Genomic DNA, 15127 nt, shown 5'->3' on the forward strand with positions numbered 1-15127 from the left:
GGGGGGCAGGAGGGAATAAAATTTTGCTGTTTGCTCCTTGAGTAGGCCAAGTATGCCTTTGTTTTATTTCAAGTAAACCTTGACAATCCAGCGTAAAGCATAGATTTTCAGAATACGACCTACTTCCATCGCGGCGCCATAGCGATAAATGGTGCTCAATTATGTTTGTCAGGTGTGTTGCTATATCATCTCTGATAGCGTTATGCCGCGATTCATTAACGCCTTTGTATGGTGAGTTCGTTTGAAAATCTCAATTTTAGCTTTCTGGAAGATTTTATTTCTTTATGCATCTATTAGTCGACATCAAATTTCCGCTGAATATAAACCCCGTCTCTGTTGGAAAGAGACGGGGAGTGTTCTACATCTTCTGTTGAATGACATTGATCAGTGATTGTGTGTTGCTATACAAATACTGATCTCCGTGGTAAATGAGGTGCTCGATGACTACTGCATCGCTTCTAGTTTTCTACGTAAATCAGGGTTGCTTCCCATTGCCCGGGCAATGTTGTTGTAGGTATCAATCTCTAATCCCTGTTTTTTAACGGCGTCTACCATCACCTCACTGGCTTCTTGCTGTAGCTCAAGTGCTTTGTCGGGGTTGCCCGCATTTTCAAGGCGAGTAGTATAGTTTCTCCTTATAACTTCCACCTCTTTCTGTGCAGCAGCAAATTTTTGTAAATCAGCTTCGCTAAAATTAGCTGGGTTGGGGTGCTGAGCAGGCGGCATCGCACCATCTGCGCCATAGTTATTTTGCTGAGCTGGGGGCATTGCGCCTTCCTGGCCGTAGCTTTGTTGAGCGTTAGTGCCAGAAATCAATCCCATGCTAGCTACAAAGATAACAATACTGACCATTAATGTTTTCATGCTAATTCTCCTAATCAATGATGTAGACATTAATACTTAAGCCAAAATCATGCCAGTTTTGTTATTTTCTTTATAACATTTTGTTATTAAATAAATATTTTATTTCTCATCATCTGTGGTAAAAATATAGGGGGCTTGCTCACTGCATTAAGATGTGTCATTTTGGCGCATGTGTCATTAAAATCTGGTGTGCAAAATGTTAAGAACAAGGCTTTCTACCTTATTCGGTAGTTTGAGAACTGTGCTCATGGTGCAAGTCGCATTGCCAGTATTAATGGTGCTTGCACTGATGCTGATCGTTGGTCAAAATTTGATCAGCCAATTCATAGAAGAGCGCATGCAGCGTGACTTGCAGCTCATTACAAGAGCTATTCATTTGCCAGTAAGTCAAGCGCTAAAGAAAAATGATATCGAGCAAATTGAGAGTAGTTTGGCCTCAGTGTTTGGTATGACAGAAGTGTATGGCGCTTATTTGTTTGATGCAGATGGAAGGCGGTTGGTTAGCTTCGGTGTGGTTAATCCAACTAGACGGCAGGCCACAGAAGCACTCGAACTGACGCTGGATGGTGAATTTGCACAGTATGAGCGGATTAAGGGGCGAAAAGTATATTCCTTCTTTCTGCCATTGTTTGATTTAGCGGGGCAGCCTAGTGGATTGCTGCAGGTGACGCGTAAGCGCAGTGACATTGATAAAAGTTTGGCAGAACTCAGATATTGGGCCTGGGGGGGGTTTGCTGTTGTTTCGTTGCTGATTCTTGGTATTTTGGCACTGACGCATCAAAGGGCAATCGGGCATCCGTTGGAACGATTGCTACGGACTATGCAAAGAATCGAAGCGGGAGAAAAATATCATCGTGCTTCTCAGCAGGGGCCTGCAGAAGTAAAAAAGTTAGCAGCAGGTCTCAATGAAATGCTGGATGCCATCGCACAAGCAGAGAAGCGTGAAAATGCTCAACGTCAGGCAAGAGCCCAGATGGCAGAAAAACTCCGCCAGACTGAAACGCTGGCCGCGCTCGGCCAGTTATCTGCAGGTGTCGCGCATGAGCTTGGGGCGCCGCTGAGCGTGGTAGATGGCAGGGCGAACCGCTTGCTGCGCAGAGCGAGAGATCAGCAAGATAGGCGAGAGCTTGAGGATATCAGGCATCAAGTCGCGCGCATGACATCTATCATCAAGCAACTCCTTTTTTACGGACGCTCCTCCCGTGCGCCAAAACGGATGCTGGATGTTGATATGCTGGTTAAACGAGCCAGGCGCTTGCTTAGTGAAGAGGGACGACAGCATATTGAATTAATATCTGGGTCGGCAGCCCAAATCGAAGGAGATGCTTTGAGTATCGAGCAAGCGTTAATCAATCTGCTGCGTAACGCTTGTCAGGCTTGCCCGGATGGAAAGGTTATCTTAGGCTGGGAGGCGGATCGGGTTGCGCGAAAACTGATTCTCTATGTAGAGGATGCTGGCTCTGGTATCGATCCGGCGCTGCGGCCACAGATTTTTGAGCCTTTTGTCACAACCAAAATACCGGGTGAAGGGAGTGGCCTTGGATTGGCAATTGTGCAAAGGGTCATGAGAGAGCATCAAGGAAGTGCGCAGGTGAAAGACAGTTCGCTCGGCGGCGCACGTTTCGAGCTTGTCTTTCCCCTTCCGAGGGCACAATCGGTGGAAAGTACCTAATGCCAAAACAGCAATTGCCCTTATTACTGGTAGAAGATGATCAGGCACTCGCTCAGCTCATCGTCGATGAACTGGAGACACAAGGATGGAATGTTGTGGTGCGGAATGATCTGGCGGGAGCGCGTGGCTGGCTGGAGACTGCCTGTCCGGCGATAATCGTAACCGATCTGCGCTTGCCGGATGGCAATGGAATGGAGTTGGTCAAGCGCACTGTCAGTCGTTTTGCAGAAGAGCAGCGTCCAGGAATAATCGTAATCACGGCCTTTGGCAGTGTTCGTCAGGCTGTTGAAGCATTGCAGTCGGGCGCCGATGATTTCCTTACCAAACCACTCGATCTGGATCATTTTCAATTGAGTGTTAAAAGAGTCATGGATACCCGCCGCTTAAAGGACGAACTGTTTCACTTTCGCCAGCTTTCAAAAAGCAAAGGTTTTCACGGTATTTTCGGTCGAAGTCGTGCAATGAGAAGTCTTTTCGATCAAATTCGGATTATAGCCCGTGCTCAGGGACCGGTATTGATTACGGGTGAAAGTGGAACAGGCAAGGAATTGGTTGCAAAAGCGTTACATGCAGAAAGTGATCGCTCAACCGGTCCATTTTTGGCCGTGAACTGCGCGGGTATTCCGCAAGAATTGTTGGAAAGCGAGTTTTTTGGTCACGCTGCTGGAGCGTTTACCGGTGCCAATAAAGCGCGTAAAGGACTCCTGCAAGAAGCGCATGGAGGGTCACTATTGCTGGATGAAATAGGTGAAATGCCGTTACCGCTTCAAGCAAAATTGCTGCGCGCGCTGCAGGATGGCTCAATTCGACCGGTTGGGCAGGATAAGGAAGAACAGGTCGACGTAAGGATTATTGCAGCAACCCATCGGGACCTCAGGCAAAAAATAGAGGAAGGTTGTTTTCGTGAGGACCTGTACTACCGGTTGGAAACCTTCACCCTCTCTGTTCCTCCTTTAAGAGAAAGAGAGGAGGATCGTGAATTACTCGCACTACGATTTTTACGGCAAATGTCTGCCGCACAAGGTAAACACGTCAGTGGTTTTACAGAACCAGCTTTGAGCCGGATCAAACATTATGCTTTTCCCGGTAATGTACGCGAGCTGCAAAATGTCATAGAACGCGCTGTCGCCTTTTGTGCAGAAGATAGGATTCAGCTAGAGCACTTGCCGAGCCGATTACTCGATGCCTATATCGCGCAGGAAACTGAAGCAGTCAGTTGCAAAAATGTTGATGAAAGTAAACTGCTAGCCGGGCCAATGCTTCCAACTTTGGATGAACTGCAGAAACGCTATGTCAGAATGATTCTTGAGGAAGTCGATGGCAATAAACGCCGCGCCGCTGCTTTGCTGGGTATAGGCCGCCGCACGCTCTACCGGTGGATCGATGATGATTAAGGGCGGGAGCTGCAGTTTTCATGATAGCGAAGTGTAATACATTCCATGTATTTCTACATATTCAATCTACGTGCAGCAATTGGGGTCACATTCGATTGCCTCACGCCCGAAAAATATCTACCTTGGTTTTAATGGATGCGACTCGAAAATGGGTGTAAATGGGTGTATATTGGTTCATGCTGCGAACCGACACCATTCAGATCACCCCGGAGATCCTGAGCCTCATCGCTCGGATCGACTAGTTCAAAGGCGCTTGGCGCGCCTTGGGTACGCTTGCGCCGGATCGGCTGTCAGCCCTGCGCCGCGTAGCCACCATCGAGAGCATCGGCTCCTCAACCCGTATCGAGGGCAGCAAGCTGTCCGACCGGGAGGTTGAGCAGCTGCTGTCGAACCTGGAGATCAAGTCCTTCGCCACCCGCGACGAGCAGGAAGTGGCCGGCTATGCCGAGGTGATGGATCTAGTGGGGTCAAAGTGGCAGGACATCCCGTTTACCGAGAATCCTATCAAGCAGTTGCATCAGATCCTGCTGCGCTACAGCGAGAAGGATACCTGGCATCGTGGCAATTACAAGATCAACTCGAACAGCGTTGCTGCCTTCGACGAAACCGGCGCACAGATTGGCATCGTATTTCAGACAGCGTCACCCTTCGACACACCCCGCCTGATGACTGAGCTGGTGGCCTGGGTGAACCAGGAGCGTGAGACGGCCCGGCTGCATCCGTTGTTGATTATCGCTCTGTGCGTTGTCGTTTTCCTGAAGATCCACCCGTTCCAGGATGGCAATGGGCGACTTTCCCGGGTGCAAACCACGCTCCTGCTCCTACAGGCTGGGTACGCCTATGTGCTATACAGCTCGCTGGAGAGCGTAATCGAACAGAGCAAGGAAGCTTATTACCTGGCACTGCGGCAGACTCAGGGCACGATCCGCACGGAATCGCCGGACTGGCAGCCGTGGCTGGTGTTCTTTCTGGGCTCCCTGGCTGAGCAGGTGCGGCGCCTGGAGAAGAAGGTCGAGCGCGAGAAGATCATGCTGGCGGCCATGCCTGAACTGCAGCTACAGATCGTCGAGTTCGCCCGCGAGCACGGACGCATCACCATCGGTGAGACCATTAAATTGACCGGAGCCAGCCGCAACACGCTCAAGCAGCATTTCCGTGCACTGGTCGAACGGGGCACGCTGAACCAGTATGGCAGTGGCCGAGGGGTTTGGTATGACTTGTGCTGAGGATCAGCTATTCGCGCTGCCCATAACGCATTGATATGGTTTGATTTGATGCGGGTTTCCACTCCGCCACCAACACCAAAGACCAACCCTTCATGCGGTTAATTTTTTCGTCTACCGACGCGTGTTTGCGTGAATTCCTATGAATTCTTGTGGGTTTGGCGGTTTCAAGAAATCCCATAAATTCGCTCATTTTTTCTCTCTTTACGCTATTATTGTCTAAGATTTCGCAGCTAACTGAGGGTTGAAGTTCGTAAATATCCAAGATAGCATCTATACAGATCAATAACTTAAAAGTAGACTATTCAAATAGTTTTTTCTTTGCATGAGTAGATCCGAAGGAAACAACTGATATTCTATGAATGGAGAAACTTGAAATCACCAAGCTTTCTTCTATCTTCTAGGTTTGGTAAATTGTATTTTTGCAAAATGAAAATATTAATTAAAACAGCTGAGTGCAACTGAGGTTATATTTACAAATGAACTATAAATAAGGCATCTGTGTCAGATTGCCTGTTAAAATCAGAAACAGCAGCACTTTATATTTATGATTGGAGGTCATTAACATGAATCGAAGTTATTCAACAGTTGCTCAAAGATCAACATCTGAGTTGGCAACTAACAAAGTATTGCGTAATACTTACATGCTGTTATCGTTGACGCTATTGTTCAGCGGTCTAACCGCTGGGCTTTCAATGTTCTTAAATATGCCACCAATGACTTATTTGATTTCTGTGATAGGTGGCATGGTGATTGCCATGTTTGTATTGCCTCGTTTCGCCAATTCTACAGCTGGGATCGGAATTGTTTTTCTGATTACAGGTTTATTGGGATTTGGACTGGGTCCAATGTTGACTATGTATGCTTCACTGCCTAATGGTGGAAATATCATTACATTGTCACTAGGCGGTACAGGCGTGATATTCATGGGTTTATCCGCATATGCTCTTGCCACACGAAAAGATTTTAGTTTTCTTGGTGGCTTCTTGATGGTTGGTTTCTTGTTGGTATTAATTGCAGCTTTGGCTAATATTTTCTTGCAAATACCTGCAATGTCATTAGCGATATCATCTGTCGTTATCTTGATCATGAGTGGTTTCATTTTATACGACACTAGCCGTATTATTCATGGCGGCGAAACCAATTATGTGTTAGCTACCATCGGGCTCTATATGACGATTTTTAATATCTTTATCAGCTTGTTGCAAATTCTAGGGATTATGGGTAGAGAAGACTAGTTGTTAGTCGCTTTACTTAACTCTTTTAAACCCCGGTCTATCCGGGGTTTTGTTTTTTGAGCACAGCAAATGGAAGGATACTGGATATGGATTGGATGCAAATTATCTCTGCATTAGCGTTAGTCATGTTCTTGGTAATATTATTTCCTAGAGCAATGGAAATGATGAGAAATAGTCCGAAAGCGACGTCTTCGGATTGGAATGCTGTGATCGTTCCTCTGGTAATGATTGTTTTGTTTATTGTGTTGCTAATTAAATTAGTTTGAACCCACTTTTTTGCGTAAGTGTCGTGAAGTCGACCGCGCGACTGACGTGACTGTTGCCTCATCCGCCACGGGCAAAGGCCGCTTTGAGTGGCTTTGCTTGTCCGGATTCCAGTCAGACTAACCAGGATGGTCTCTAGCCAGAGATCAGCGGGGGCGGTGTCATGGATGGCATCATCAGGGAAGCAGGTCATCACGTTCCGGTCTGCAGTTCGTCCAAGTGTTTTTCGCTTTACACTCAAATATCTTCGGCTTGCTATTCGCCCAATAGATCGATGGTAAGAAGGGCAGCCACGTGCTCGCCAGAACCATTCTTGTCACGTGCTTAGCCTCCTCTCGCCAATTTTGCATTCAAATGCTTTCTATGAGCGATGGCGTTTGATGTTGATTGAGCATTGATCAAGAGACTAATGACCGAGCCCGGAATTCGGTAACCATTCATACCTGCGACAATTTGCCGCATTTTCCAGGTTGCTGTAACTGACTAGAATGAAAGCTGGTTTTGTGGATTTTTTCAGGGTGATGATGCTTAATTTGTTAAAAGGCGTTCCATTAAAGGGGGCAATCCAAGGTCTATTGTTCTCGGTGATCATTGTGCTTGTTGTATCTTGCCAACCCGTAGAGCAGTCTATCGATCAGGTACTTATTATTGATAATCCGTCAGAAACAAGCGCGCGTTTCCCGAGTCTAGCCTCGCTTCCCGATGGTGCGGTATTGATGAGCTGGACCGAAACGTTCGAAGCGGGTCATGTACTTAAGTTTGCGGTTTTCAAGCAAGGGGAGTGGTTTCAGCGAGGTGAAGTGGCGCAGGGTGCGGGATGGTTTGCAAATTGGGCGGATTTTCCTGCGGTGACGCCGATAGATCAAACATTCTGGGTGGCGCATTGGCAAGTACGCGCTAAGAGCGGACGCAGTCATGAGCATGACATCATGCTATCTATTTCTGTGGATGCAGGTGCGACATGGAGCAGGCCACAAATGCCCTATCGCCCTGGCACTGCAGCAGGTCATGGATTTGTAGCGATCTTTCCTGTTGGGAATGCGGCGGGAGTTGTTTGGTTAGATGAATCTGATCATGAATCAGGCCGCACTTCGCTACGTTACACACGCCTGTACCGTGATGGGCACTTGGATACGGTTCAGGTCATTGATAAGAGCACGTGCACTTGTTGTTGGGTCGCTACAGCGATTACAGCTGCCGGCCCGGTAATTGCTTGGCGAAGTCGGCGCGACCATGAAGTTCGGGATCATCATATTGCACTATTGAACCAAGATAATTGGACGATACCTTCTTCGCTTAGCCAGGAAAAATGGTCGATAGATGGCTGTCCGGTCAATGGGCCGGCTTTAGCAGCGCAAGGCGATAAGCTCGTGGCGAGTTGGTACACAGCTGAGAACAATCGGCCACGCGTTCGTGTGGCGTTTTCTGACAGTGACCCACTGCAATTCAGAACGGCTATCGATGTGGATGCCGATAAGCCTTCCGGCAGAATAAAAGTCGCATGGTTGAATGATCATACGGCATTCATTACATGGATAACATCCATAGATCGCATAACCCAAAAAGCGAGTCTCGCAGGACGGAAATTATTTACCGATGGAACAATGGAGCCTGTGATGCGACTGGTTGATATAAACCCAGGGCGTGATAGCGGTATTCCACAATTGGTTAAACATGACTCCGGGTTCATGCTTGCTTGGACCAATGGCGCGCCAAATAATCGTGTACAGACTATCCTTTTGTCACTGGAACTAGGGAACCAGTAATAGATAGATCAAAAAAATTCACGATTGCCGATGACCCTACTCTGCTAATCCTTATCTTCAGCAACCTGCAAAGGCAATTTTCCTTTAATTTTTTTCGAAAAAAATTAGTAACGGGTTTTTTAACTTGGTATTTTATTACTAGAGAAAAAAACCGCGTTGTTAACGCTGTTTTTGTTTCATAATTTAGTTTGTACAAGCGATAGCTGCCGATAGCGTTTTTTTAGTCAAGAAATTTATCGTCCTGCCATAAAAATTCAGTGAAACTTCAGGATTGATGGCAGAATGTATAAAGTAAATAAAACAGCTCATTCAATTAATTTTAGAGGAGAAAGCGGGATGAAATACAAGAGTATCGAGGAATTCAGGAACGATGTTTCTGAGCGTAACCCTGGTCAACCAGAGTATATGCAGGCCGTTACCGAGGTTATTGAGAGTTTGTGGCCCTTTATCACCAATAACCCTCGCTATGCCGAGCATGGCCTACTCGATAGAATCGTCGAACCGGAGCGCGTGGTAATCTTTCGAGTTGCCTGGGTCGATGATAGCGGCGAAGTGAGAGTCAATCGAGGCTACCGAATCCAACATAACTCGGCGATCGGCCCCTATAAGGGGGGGCTCCGCTTTCATCCTTCGGTTAATCTATCTATTCTAAAATTTCTCGCATTTGAGCAAACATTTAAAAATGCATTGACAACTTTGCCAATGGGCGGGGGTAAGGGAGGGGCTGATTTTGACCCGAAAGGCAGGAGTCCCGGGGAAATCATGCGTTTCTGTCAGGCTTTTGCATGTGAATTATTTCGTCATGTAGGCTCCGATACTGACGTGCCCGCAGGTGATATCGGTGTGGGAGGACGAGAAGTCGGCTATATGTCAGGAATGGTCAAGAAATTAACTAATCGTTCGGATTGTGTATTTACTGGTAAGGGAATCAGTTTTGGTGGGTCATTAGTACGACCTGAAGCGACAGGGTATGGGACGGTATATTTTGTCGACGAAATGCTGAAACATGTCGGTCAATCCCTAGAAGGTTTACGCGTAGCCGTTTCAGGATCAGGTAATGTCGCGCAGTATGCGATAGAAAAAGCGATGGCTTTTGGTGCAAAAGTCGTAACTATTTCGGATTCAAGCGGCACGGTGGTCGATGAAGATGGATTTACGCCGGAAAAGCTCGCTATCCTCGCGGAAATAAAAAATGTACTTTATGGTCGTGTGGGAGAGTACGCGGAGCGGGTTGGTGCTCGATTTCTTTCTGGAGAGCGGCCGTGGCATGTACCGGTAGATGTGGCATTGCCCTGTGCGACCCAGAATGAAATTACCGAGGACGATGCATCGATTCTGATCAAAAATGGTGTGATCTGTGTAGCGGAAGGTGCCAATATGCCCTGTGCCGCTGGTGCGGTGGAACGTTTCGAACATGCGAAAGTTCTGTTTGCGCCGGGTAAAGCGAGTAATGCAGGTGGGGTGGCGACTTCGGGTCTGGAAATGAGCCAGCAAGCGATGCGGCTTTTTTGGACTCATGAAGAAGTCGATGCGCGTTTACAAGAGATCATGCGAGCGATTCATCAAGCCTGTCTACGGTACGGCGAAAAAGAAGATGGTCGTGTTAATTATGTCGATGGTGCCAATATTGCAGGTTTTGTGAAAGTGGCTGATGCAATGCTGGCTCAAGGTGTTATTTGATAAATTTATCCGGCGATTCTTGATTATTCAGTCTACTGTACCGCTCTAAGTTGGAGGCTATCGCAATGAATCTGCGATAATCCAGAATTAATTTTTAGAGACAGGCTGTTCATGATAATTGATAACTGCGTATTTTTCTTCTGGATTTAAGAGGAATAGTTTAGCCATGAGAAAATTTTTGTTTAGCTTATTCCTGTGTTGTTACATGACGTCACCCCTTGCAAACCAAGGGGGAGATTTTTTGGCGATCAGGGAAGCGTTCAGGGCAGGCGATGCTGCACGAGTAGCGTTCTACGCTAAACGTTTACAAAATGATGTGCTTGCGCCCTATGTGGAATATTATCAGTTACGCCTGTATCTTGAAACGACCGACGTAGGGACGATCCGAGCGTTTCTTGCGCGCTACGATGACAGTTTGGTTGCGGATAGGCTGCGTGCAGACTGGCTTAGAGTACTAGGAAGAAGGCAGCAATGGTCGTTATTTGCGGAAGAATACCCCAAACTGGTTAATCAGGATGAGGGGCTAACATGCTATTTCTTGCAGTATCGCTTGGCTGCGAAAGAACGTGCCGCTTTCGAAGAAGCCAAATCGCTTTGGTTTACCGAGCGGGATATGCCCGATAGTTGTACCCCGGTCTTCAATCAACTGATGACTTCTGGTCAACTCTCGGTGGAAGACGTTTGGACGCGCATCAGATTGGCGCTCGAGGCGGGTAACACCGGTGTCGCGCGGCATGTTAGCCGCTACTTGCCGGCTAATCAGACACTTAACGTACAGAAGCTCAATGAAGCCGCGAAGGATCCCCAGCGTTACTTAGAGAGAAATCCACATGACTATAGAATCCGGTCTGACCGGGAGATTGTCTTGTTCGCCTTATCGCATCTGTTGCGTAGTGGTACCAACCATGCCTATGCACGATGGTACAAAATCCGTAAACACTTGCCAGAGTCGGATCAATCTTATTTTATGGGCAATCTCGCTTACCGGGCAGCGCTGCGGCAGGATACGCGTGCGCTGGGTTGGTTTAAGGAAGCTGCCAGCGGCAAGCAACCCTATCCTCTGACGGAAGCAAAATTGATTTGGAAGACGCGGGTTGCGCTGCGAGAAGGTCAATGGGACCTCGTTCTGCAATGTATTGAGAGTATGCCAGCTTCAGCGCAGCAAACAGATGTGTGGCGCTACTGGAAGGCGCGGGCACTGAAAGCCAGTGGTGAGTTGGGTGCCGCCAATGAAATACTTGCGCACCTCAGTCATGAGCATAGCTATTATGGACAATTGGCAAAAGAAGAATTGGGTGTGATGCTAAGCGTTCCACCCACCAATTATCAGCCAAACCTGCAAGAAATTAGCGCCATGCAACAAGTGCCGGGAATTCAACGTGCACTTGCACTTTATCAGCTCAATCAACGCGTCGAAGCCAATCGTGAATGGATATGGACAATCCGTAATTTCACGGACCAGCAATTACTGGCTGCTGCAGAAGTAGCCTATCGCCATGGTTTATACGATCGAGCGATCAATACTGCGATTCAGACAGTATCAGAGCATAATTTCAATTTACGCTACCTTGCGCCTTACCGTGATCAGATGAGAGAGGTATTGCGTTATCACGATCTGGATGAGGCATTCGTATATGGATTGATTCGCCAGGAAAGCCGCTTTATCGCAGATATCAAATCGAGTGCGGGCGCGATGGGGCTGATGCAATTGATGCCGGCTACAGCTAAGTGGGTTGCGGGAAAACTGGGTATGCAGAATTTTCACAATCATCTGGTGACCGATATCAATACGAATCTACGGCTAGGGACATATTACCTAAAACATGTGCTGACTTTGTTTGACAATCAACCCTTATTGGCTGCCGCAGCCTACAACGCAGGGCCAGGTAGGGCGAAGCAATGGCGGGATGAATTGAAACCGCTGGAGGGCGCAATTTATGCGGAAACGATTCCTTTTAACGAGACACGTGACTATGTCAAAGTCGTTCTGAATAATTCGGTTTATTATGCCAATAATTTTGGTTATCCCTATATTCCGACTTTGAAGGAGCGTTTAGGTACAGTTTCTCCTAAGCAATAATTATTTTCATGAAAATTTATCAGGTAGGTGGCTCGGTGCGTGACGAATTGCTCGGGCTCCCGGTGAAGGACCATGATTATGTTGTTGTTGGTTCCAATCCAGAGGAAATGGTGCGGCTTGGCTATCGCCCTGTCGGCAAGGATTTCCCTGTTTTTTTGCATCCCCAAACGCAAGAACAGTATGCGCTTGCGCGCACTGAGCGCAAAATTTATCGTGGTTACAAGGGATTTGAAGTCTATGCCTCGCCTGAAGTGACCTTGCAGGAAGATTTAGCACGGCGTGACCTGACGGTGAATGCTATTGCAAAAGATCAAACTGGAAACATTATTGATCCGTTCAACGGTATTGCCGATCTGGAGGCTGGCATTCTGCGCCATATCAGTCCAGCTTTTGTGGAAGATCCTGTTCGGATACTCCGTGTCGCGCGTTTTGCCGCACGTTTCGGCTTCCACGTTGCGCCCGAAACACTCGATTTGATGAGGGAAATGGTGCATAACGGAGAGGTGGAAGCGCTGGTGCCGGAGCGCGTATGGCAGGAGATTGCACGTGGCTTGATGGAACACCACCCTTCGCGCATGTTTTACGCTTTGCGGGAATGTGGGGCATTGTCACGTATCATTCCAGAAGTCGATGCGTTGTTTGGTGTGCCGCAGCCCATCCAGTCTCACCCCGAAGTCGATACCGGCGTGCATATCATGATGGCAATCGATTATGCCGCGTCCCGGCAGTATTCGCTGGCGATTCGTTTTGCTGTGCTTACACATGACCTCGGTAAAGGCACGACTCCGCCAGAAGAATGGCCGAAGCATATTGGACATGAAAAGCGAAGTGTCACGCTGACGAAAGATTTATGTGAGCGAATCCGAATTCCGAAGGAAGAGCGTGATTTGGCCTTGTTGGTGGCGCGCTTTCATGGAGATGTGCATCGGGCAGAAACATTGCATCCCACAACGATTGCAGATATGTTGCAGGCAACAGATGCTTATCGTAAACCTTACCGATTTGAAGCTTTTCTGCAAGCGTGTGCATGCGATTTTCATGGACGTCCTGGCTATGCCGATAAGCCCTATCCGCCCATTGAAAGACTGATGAAAGCATTGAGCGCAGCTAGAAATGTCAATGCAGGCGCTATCGCTGCCAAACTTAAGGGCAGTGCAGTTGATACAGCGGATTTGCCAGCACTGATCAATCTTAAGGTCCGCGAGGCCCGGATTATTGAAATTAAGCGCGCTTTATCCTGTGAAGTGCTCACCCAGTAACTGAGCGGTCGTGAGCCGCTCTATTGTTTGCACGCTGTGAATCTTTTCAGGCTATCGACAGATCGACCGCATCAAACCCTAAGATCCACACCGATGGCTTCGATTCAATCATTTGCCGTGATCGCAGACAATATCCTAAACCATGAGTGAGAGGAAATTTAATGGAGGCTCAATCATGAGTAACAAGCCATCGTTGATTCTGGCAATTGATCAGGGAACCACCAGTTCCCGTGCGATCCTGTTTTCTGCTGAGCTAGAGGTGCTTTCTACACAACAGAAAGAGCTGGCACTGCACTACCCGCACAAAGGTTGGGTCGAACAGAATCCTGAAGACATCTGGTGTGATACGCTCGATGTGTGCCGTCGCATCGTTCGTTCCTTGCCCGATGAAGCAAAAGCAATAGCCGCTATCGGTATTACCAATCAACGCGAGACGACTATTCTGTGGGATCGCAAGACCGGTATGCCCGTCTACAATGCCATAGTCTGGCAGGATCGCCGGACAGCCCCGCTGTGTGAGCAACTCAGGGCTGCGGGACACGAACCCATGGTGGAAGCTAAAACCGGTTTGCTGTTCGATCCCTATTTTTCCGCTGGAAAAATTGCCTGGATACTGGCGCATGTCGAAGGCGCACGCGAGCGGGCTGAGCGGGGCGAATTGGCTTTTGGCACGATCGATTGCTATTTACTGTGGCGTCTAACGGGGGGGCGTGTGCACGCCAGTGATGTGACCAACGCATCACGCACCCAGCTCTACAACATCGTCGAACAGAAGTGGGATGAAGCATTGCTGGCGCTGTTCGATATTCCAGAGCAGATTCTGCCTGAAGTGCTTGATAATGCCGCAGATTTCGGTGTGACTGATCCGGCCTTATTCGGACGCGAAATTCCTATCTGCGGTATGGCTGGCGATCAACATGCAGCCTTGATCGGACAGGGCTGTGTCAGACCCGGTATGGTCAAATCAACCTACGGCACCGGCTGTTTTGCTTTGATGAATATCGGTTCCGATTTTCGGGTGTCTCAAAACCGTTTGCTGACTACGCCCGCATACCGATTGGATGGCAAGATGGTCTATGCGCTGGAAGGGTCGATTTTTATTGCCGGGGCGGCAATTCAGTGGCTGCGGGATGGCTTGGAATTTTTTTCTGACGCGGGATTGAGCGAAGACCTGGCGCGGAGCGTTCACGACAATAACGAGGTTTATTTTGTACCTGCTTTCACTGGGTTGGGCGCGCCTTATTGGCGGCCGGATGTGCGTGGTGCAATCATGGGGTTGTCGCGTGAGACGACCAAAGCGCACATCGTACGTGCGGCATTGGAAGCACAAGGTTATCAGACGCGCGATTTGATGACAGCAATGGAAGCGGACAGTGCGTGTGAAGCAACAGTCATCCGCATCGATGGGGGGTTGGTGGCTAATGCCTTCATGTGCCAGTTTCTTGCCGATATGCTGAACAAACCGGTAGAGGTACCGGAAGTGACAGAAGCAACTGCCCTCGGTGCGGCGTGCCTGGCGGGTCTTTATACAGGCATACTTCCAGGGTTGGAAGCCATAACACAACGCTGGCGTAAAGCCCGAGTTTACCAGCCTGCAATGGCCGAAAGCGAGCGCGAACGGCTATATCGTGGTTGGAAAGCGGCGGTGGAGGCGTTGTTATAGATATTGTGCGAATTTATACAACTC

11 protein-coding genes are annotated in these 15127 nt (G+C 48.3%); 9 read left to right on the forward strand and 2 right to left on the reverse strand.

The window, feature by feature from the left end; genetic code table 11:
• Positions 1–444: 444 nt before the first annotated feature.
• Positions 445–864 carry a DUF4168 domain-containing protein gene (locus C8R30_RS12650; protein WP_177182330.1) on the reverse strand — a complete coding sequence of 140 codons (420 nt, stop codon included), beginning with the start codon at positions 862–864 and terminating at the stop codon, positions 445–447.
• 196 nt (positions 865–1060) lie between these two features.
• On the opposite strand from C8R30_RS12650, the gene C8R30_RS12655 reads away from it, so the two are divergent.
• From C8R30_RS12655 to C8R30_RS12665, 3 genes are all read left to right on the forward strand, one after another.
• Positions 1061–2536: a sensor histidine kinase gene (locus tag C8R30_RS12655; RefSeq protein WP_107790250.1), complete on the forward strand. Its 1476-nt coding sequence runs from the start codon at positions 1061–1063 to the stop codon at positions 2534–2536.
• Positions 2536–3930, forward strand: coding sequence for a sigma-54-dependent transcriptional regulator (locus C8R30_RS12660; RefSeq protein ID WP_107790251.1), 1395 nt, complete (start codon positions 2536–2538; stop codon positions 3928–3930). The genes C8R30_RS12655 and C8R30_RS12660 overlap by 1 nt, the downstream gene beginning before the upstream one ends.
• Before the next feature lie 263 nt (positions 3931–4193).
• Positions 4194–5156 (forward strand): Fic family protein, encoded by a 963-nt coding sequence (locus tag C8R30_RS12665; RefSeq protein WP_258192040.1) that lies wholly within the window; start codon positions 4194–4196, stop codon positions 5154–5156.
• Between the two features lie 7 nt (positions 5157–5163).
• On the opposite strand, the gene C8R30_RS12670 is transcribed toward C8R30_RS12665, so the two are convergent.
• Complete coding sequence (locus tag C8R30_RS12670) at positions 5164–5346, reverse strand: hypothetical protein (RefSeq protein WP_107790252.1); 183 nt, start codon at positions 5344–5346, stop codon at positions 5164–5166.
• A gap of 373 nt (positions 5347–5719) precedes the next feature.
• Between C8R30_RS12670 and C8R30_RS12675 the strand changes: the two genes are divergently transcribed.
• The 6 genes from C8R30_RS12675 (at position 5720) to glpK (ending at position 15103) form a co-directional block, all read left to right on the forward strand.
• Positions 5720–6391, forward strand: a complete 672-nt coding sequence (locus tag C8R30_RS12675) for a Bax inhibitor-1/YccA family protein (RefSeq protein ID WP_090669802.1) — start codon at positions 5720–5722, stop codon at positions 6389–6391.
• Positions 6392–7176: 785 nt separating this feature from the next.
• A complete protein-coding gene (locus C8R30_RS12685; protein ID WP_219908882.1) occupies positions 7177–8421 on the forward strand; it encodes a hypothetical protein in 1245 nt (414 codons plus the stop codon).
• A 336-nt stretch (positions 8422–8757) separates the two neighbouring features.
• Positions 8758–10101: an NADP-specific glutamate dehydrogenase gene (gene gdhA, locus C8R30_RS12690; RefSeq protein ID WP_090669810.1), complete on the forward strand. Its 1344-nt coding sequence runs from the start codon at positions 8758–8760 to the stop codon at positions 10099–10101.
• A 166-nt stretch (positions 10102–10267) separates the two neighbouring features.
• Entirely contained in the window at positions 10268–12181 is a 1914-nt protein-coding gene (locus tag C8R30_RS12695) for a transglycosylase SLT domain-containing protein (protein WP_107790253.1), read from the forward strand.
• 8 nt (positions 12182–12189) lie between these two features.
• Positions 12190–13440, forward strand: coding sequence for a multifunctional CCA addition/repair protein (locus C8R30_RS12700; RefSeq protein WP_090669816.1), 1251 nt, complete (start codon positions 12190–12192; stop codon positions 13438–13440).
• A 175-nt stretch (positions 13441–13615) separates the two neighbouring features.
• The gene (gene glpK, locus C8R30_RS12705; protein ID WP_107790254.1) at positions 13616–15103 is read left to right on the forward strand and encodes a glycerol kinase GlpK; all 1488 of its coding nucleotides are present in this window, start codon (positions 13616–13618) and stop codon (positions 15101–15103) included.
• The last annotated feature ends 24 nt before the right edge of the window (positions 15104–15127 follow it).

The organism is Nitrosomonas nitrosa (assembly GCF_003051105.1).
GTDB classification, from domain to species: domain Bacteria; phylum Pseudomonadota; class Gammaproteobacteria; order Burkholderiales; family Nitrosomonadaceae; genus Nitrosomonas; species Nitrosomonas nitrosa.

What these genes read in the sequence shown, in the direction of transcription:
- C8R30_RS12700 (WP_090669816.1), top strand. Translation starts at nt 12,190, where the DNA reads ATGAAAATTTATCAGGTAGGTGGCTCGGTGCGTGACGAATTGCTCGGG.
- C8R30_RS12670 (WP_107790252.1), bottom strand. Translation starts at nt 5,346, where the DNA reads ATGAGCGAATTTATGGGATTTCTTGAAACCGCCAAACCCACAAGAATT.
- C8R30_RS12675 (WP_090669802.1), top strand. Translation starts at nt 5,720, where the DNA reads ATGAATCGAAGTTATTCAACAGTTGCTCAAAGATCAACATCTGAGTTG.
- C8R30_RS12660 (WP_107790251.1), top strand. Translation starts at nt 2,536, where the DNA reads ATGCCAAAACAGCAATTGCCCTTATTACTGGTAGAAGATGATCAGGCA.
- gdhA (WP_090669810.1), top strand. Translation starts at nt 8,758, where the DNA reads ATGAAATACAAGAGTATCGAGGAATTCAGGAACGATGTTTCTGAGCGT.
- glpK (WP_107790254.1), top strand. Translation starts at nt 13,616, where the DNA reads ATGAGTAACAAGCCATCGTTGATTCTGGCAATTGATCAGGGAACCACC.
- C8R30_RS12695 (WP_107790253.1), top strand. Translation starts at nt 10,268, where the DNA reads ATGAGAAAATTTTTGTTTAGCTTATTCCTGTGTTGTTACATGACGTCA.
- C8R30_RS12650 (WP_177182330.1), bottom strand. Translation starts at nt 864, where the DNA reads ATGAAAACATTAATGGTCAGTATTGTTATCTTTGTAGCTAGCATGGGA.
- C8R30_RS12685 (WP_219908882.1), top strand. Translation starts at nt 7,177, where the DNA reads ATGATGCTTAATTTGTTAAAAGGCGTTCCATTAAAGGGGGCAATCCAA.
- C8R30_RS12655 (WP_107790250.1), top strand. Translation starts at nt 1,061, where the DNA reads ATGTTAAGAACAAGGCTTTCTACCTTATTCGGTAGTTTGAGAACTGTG.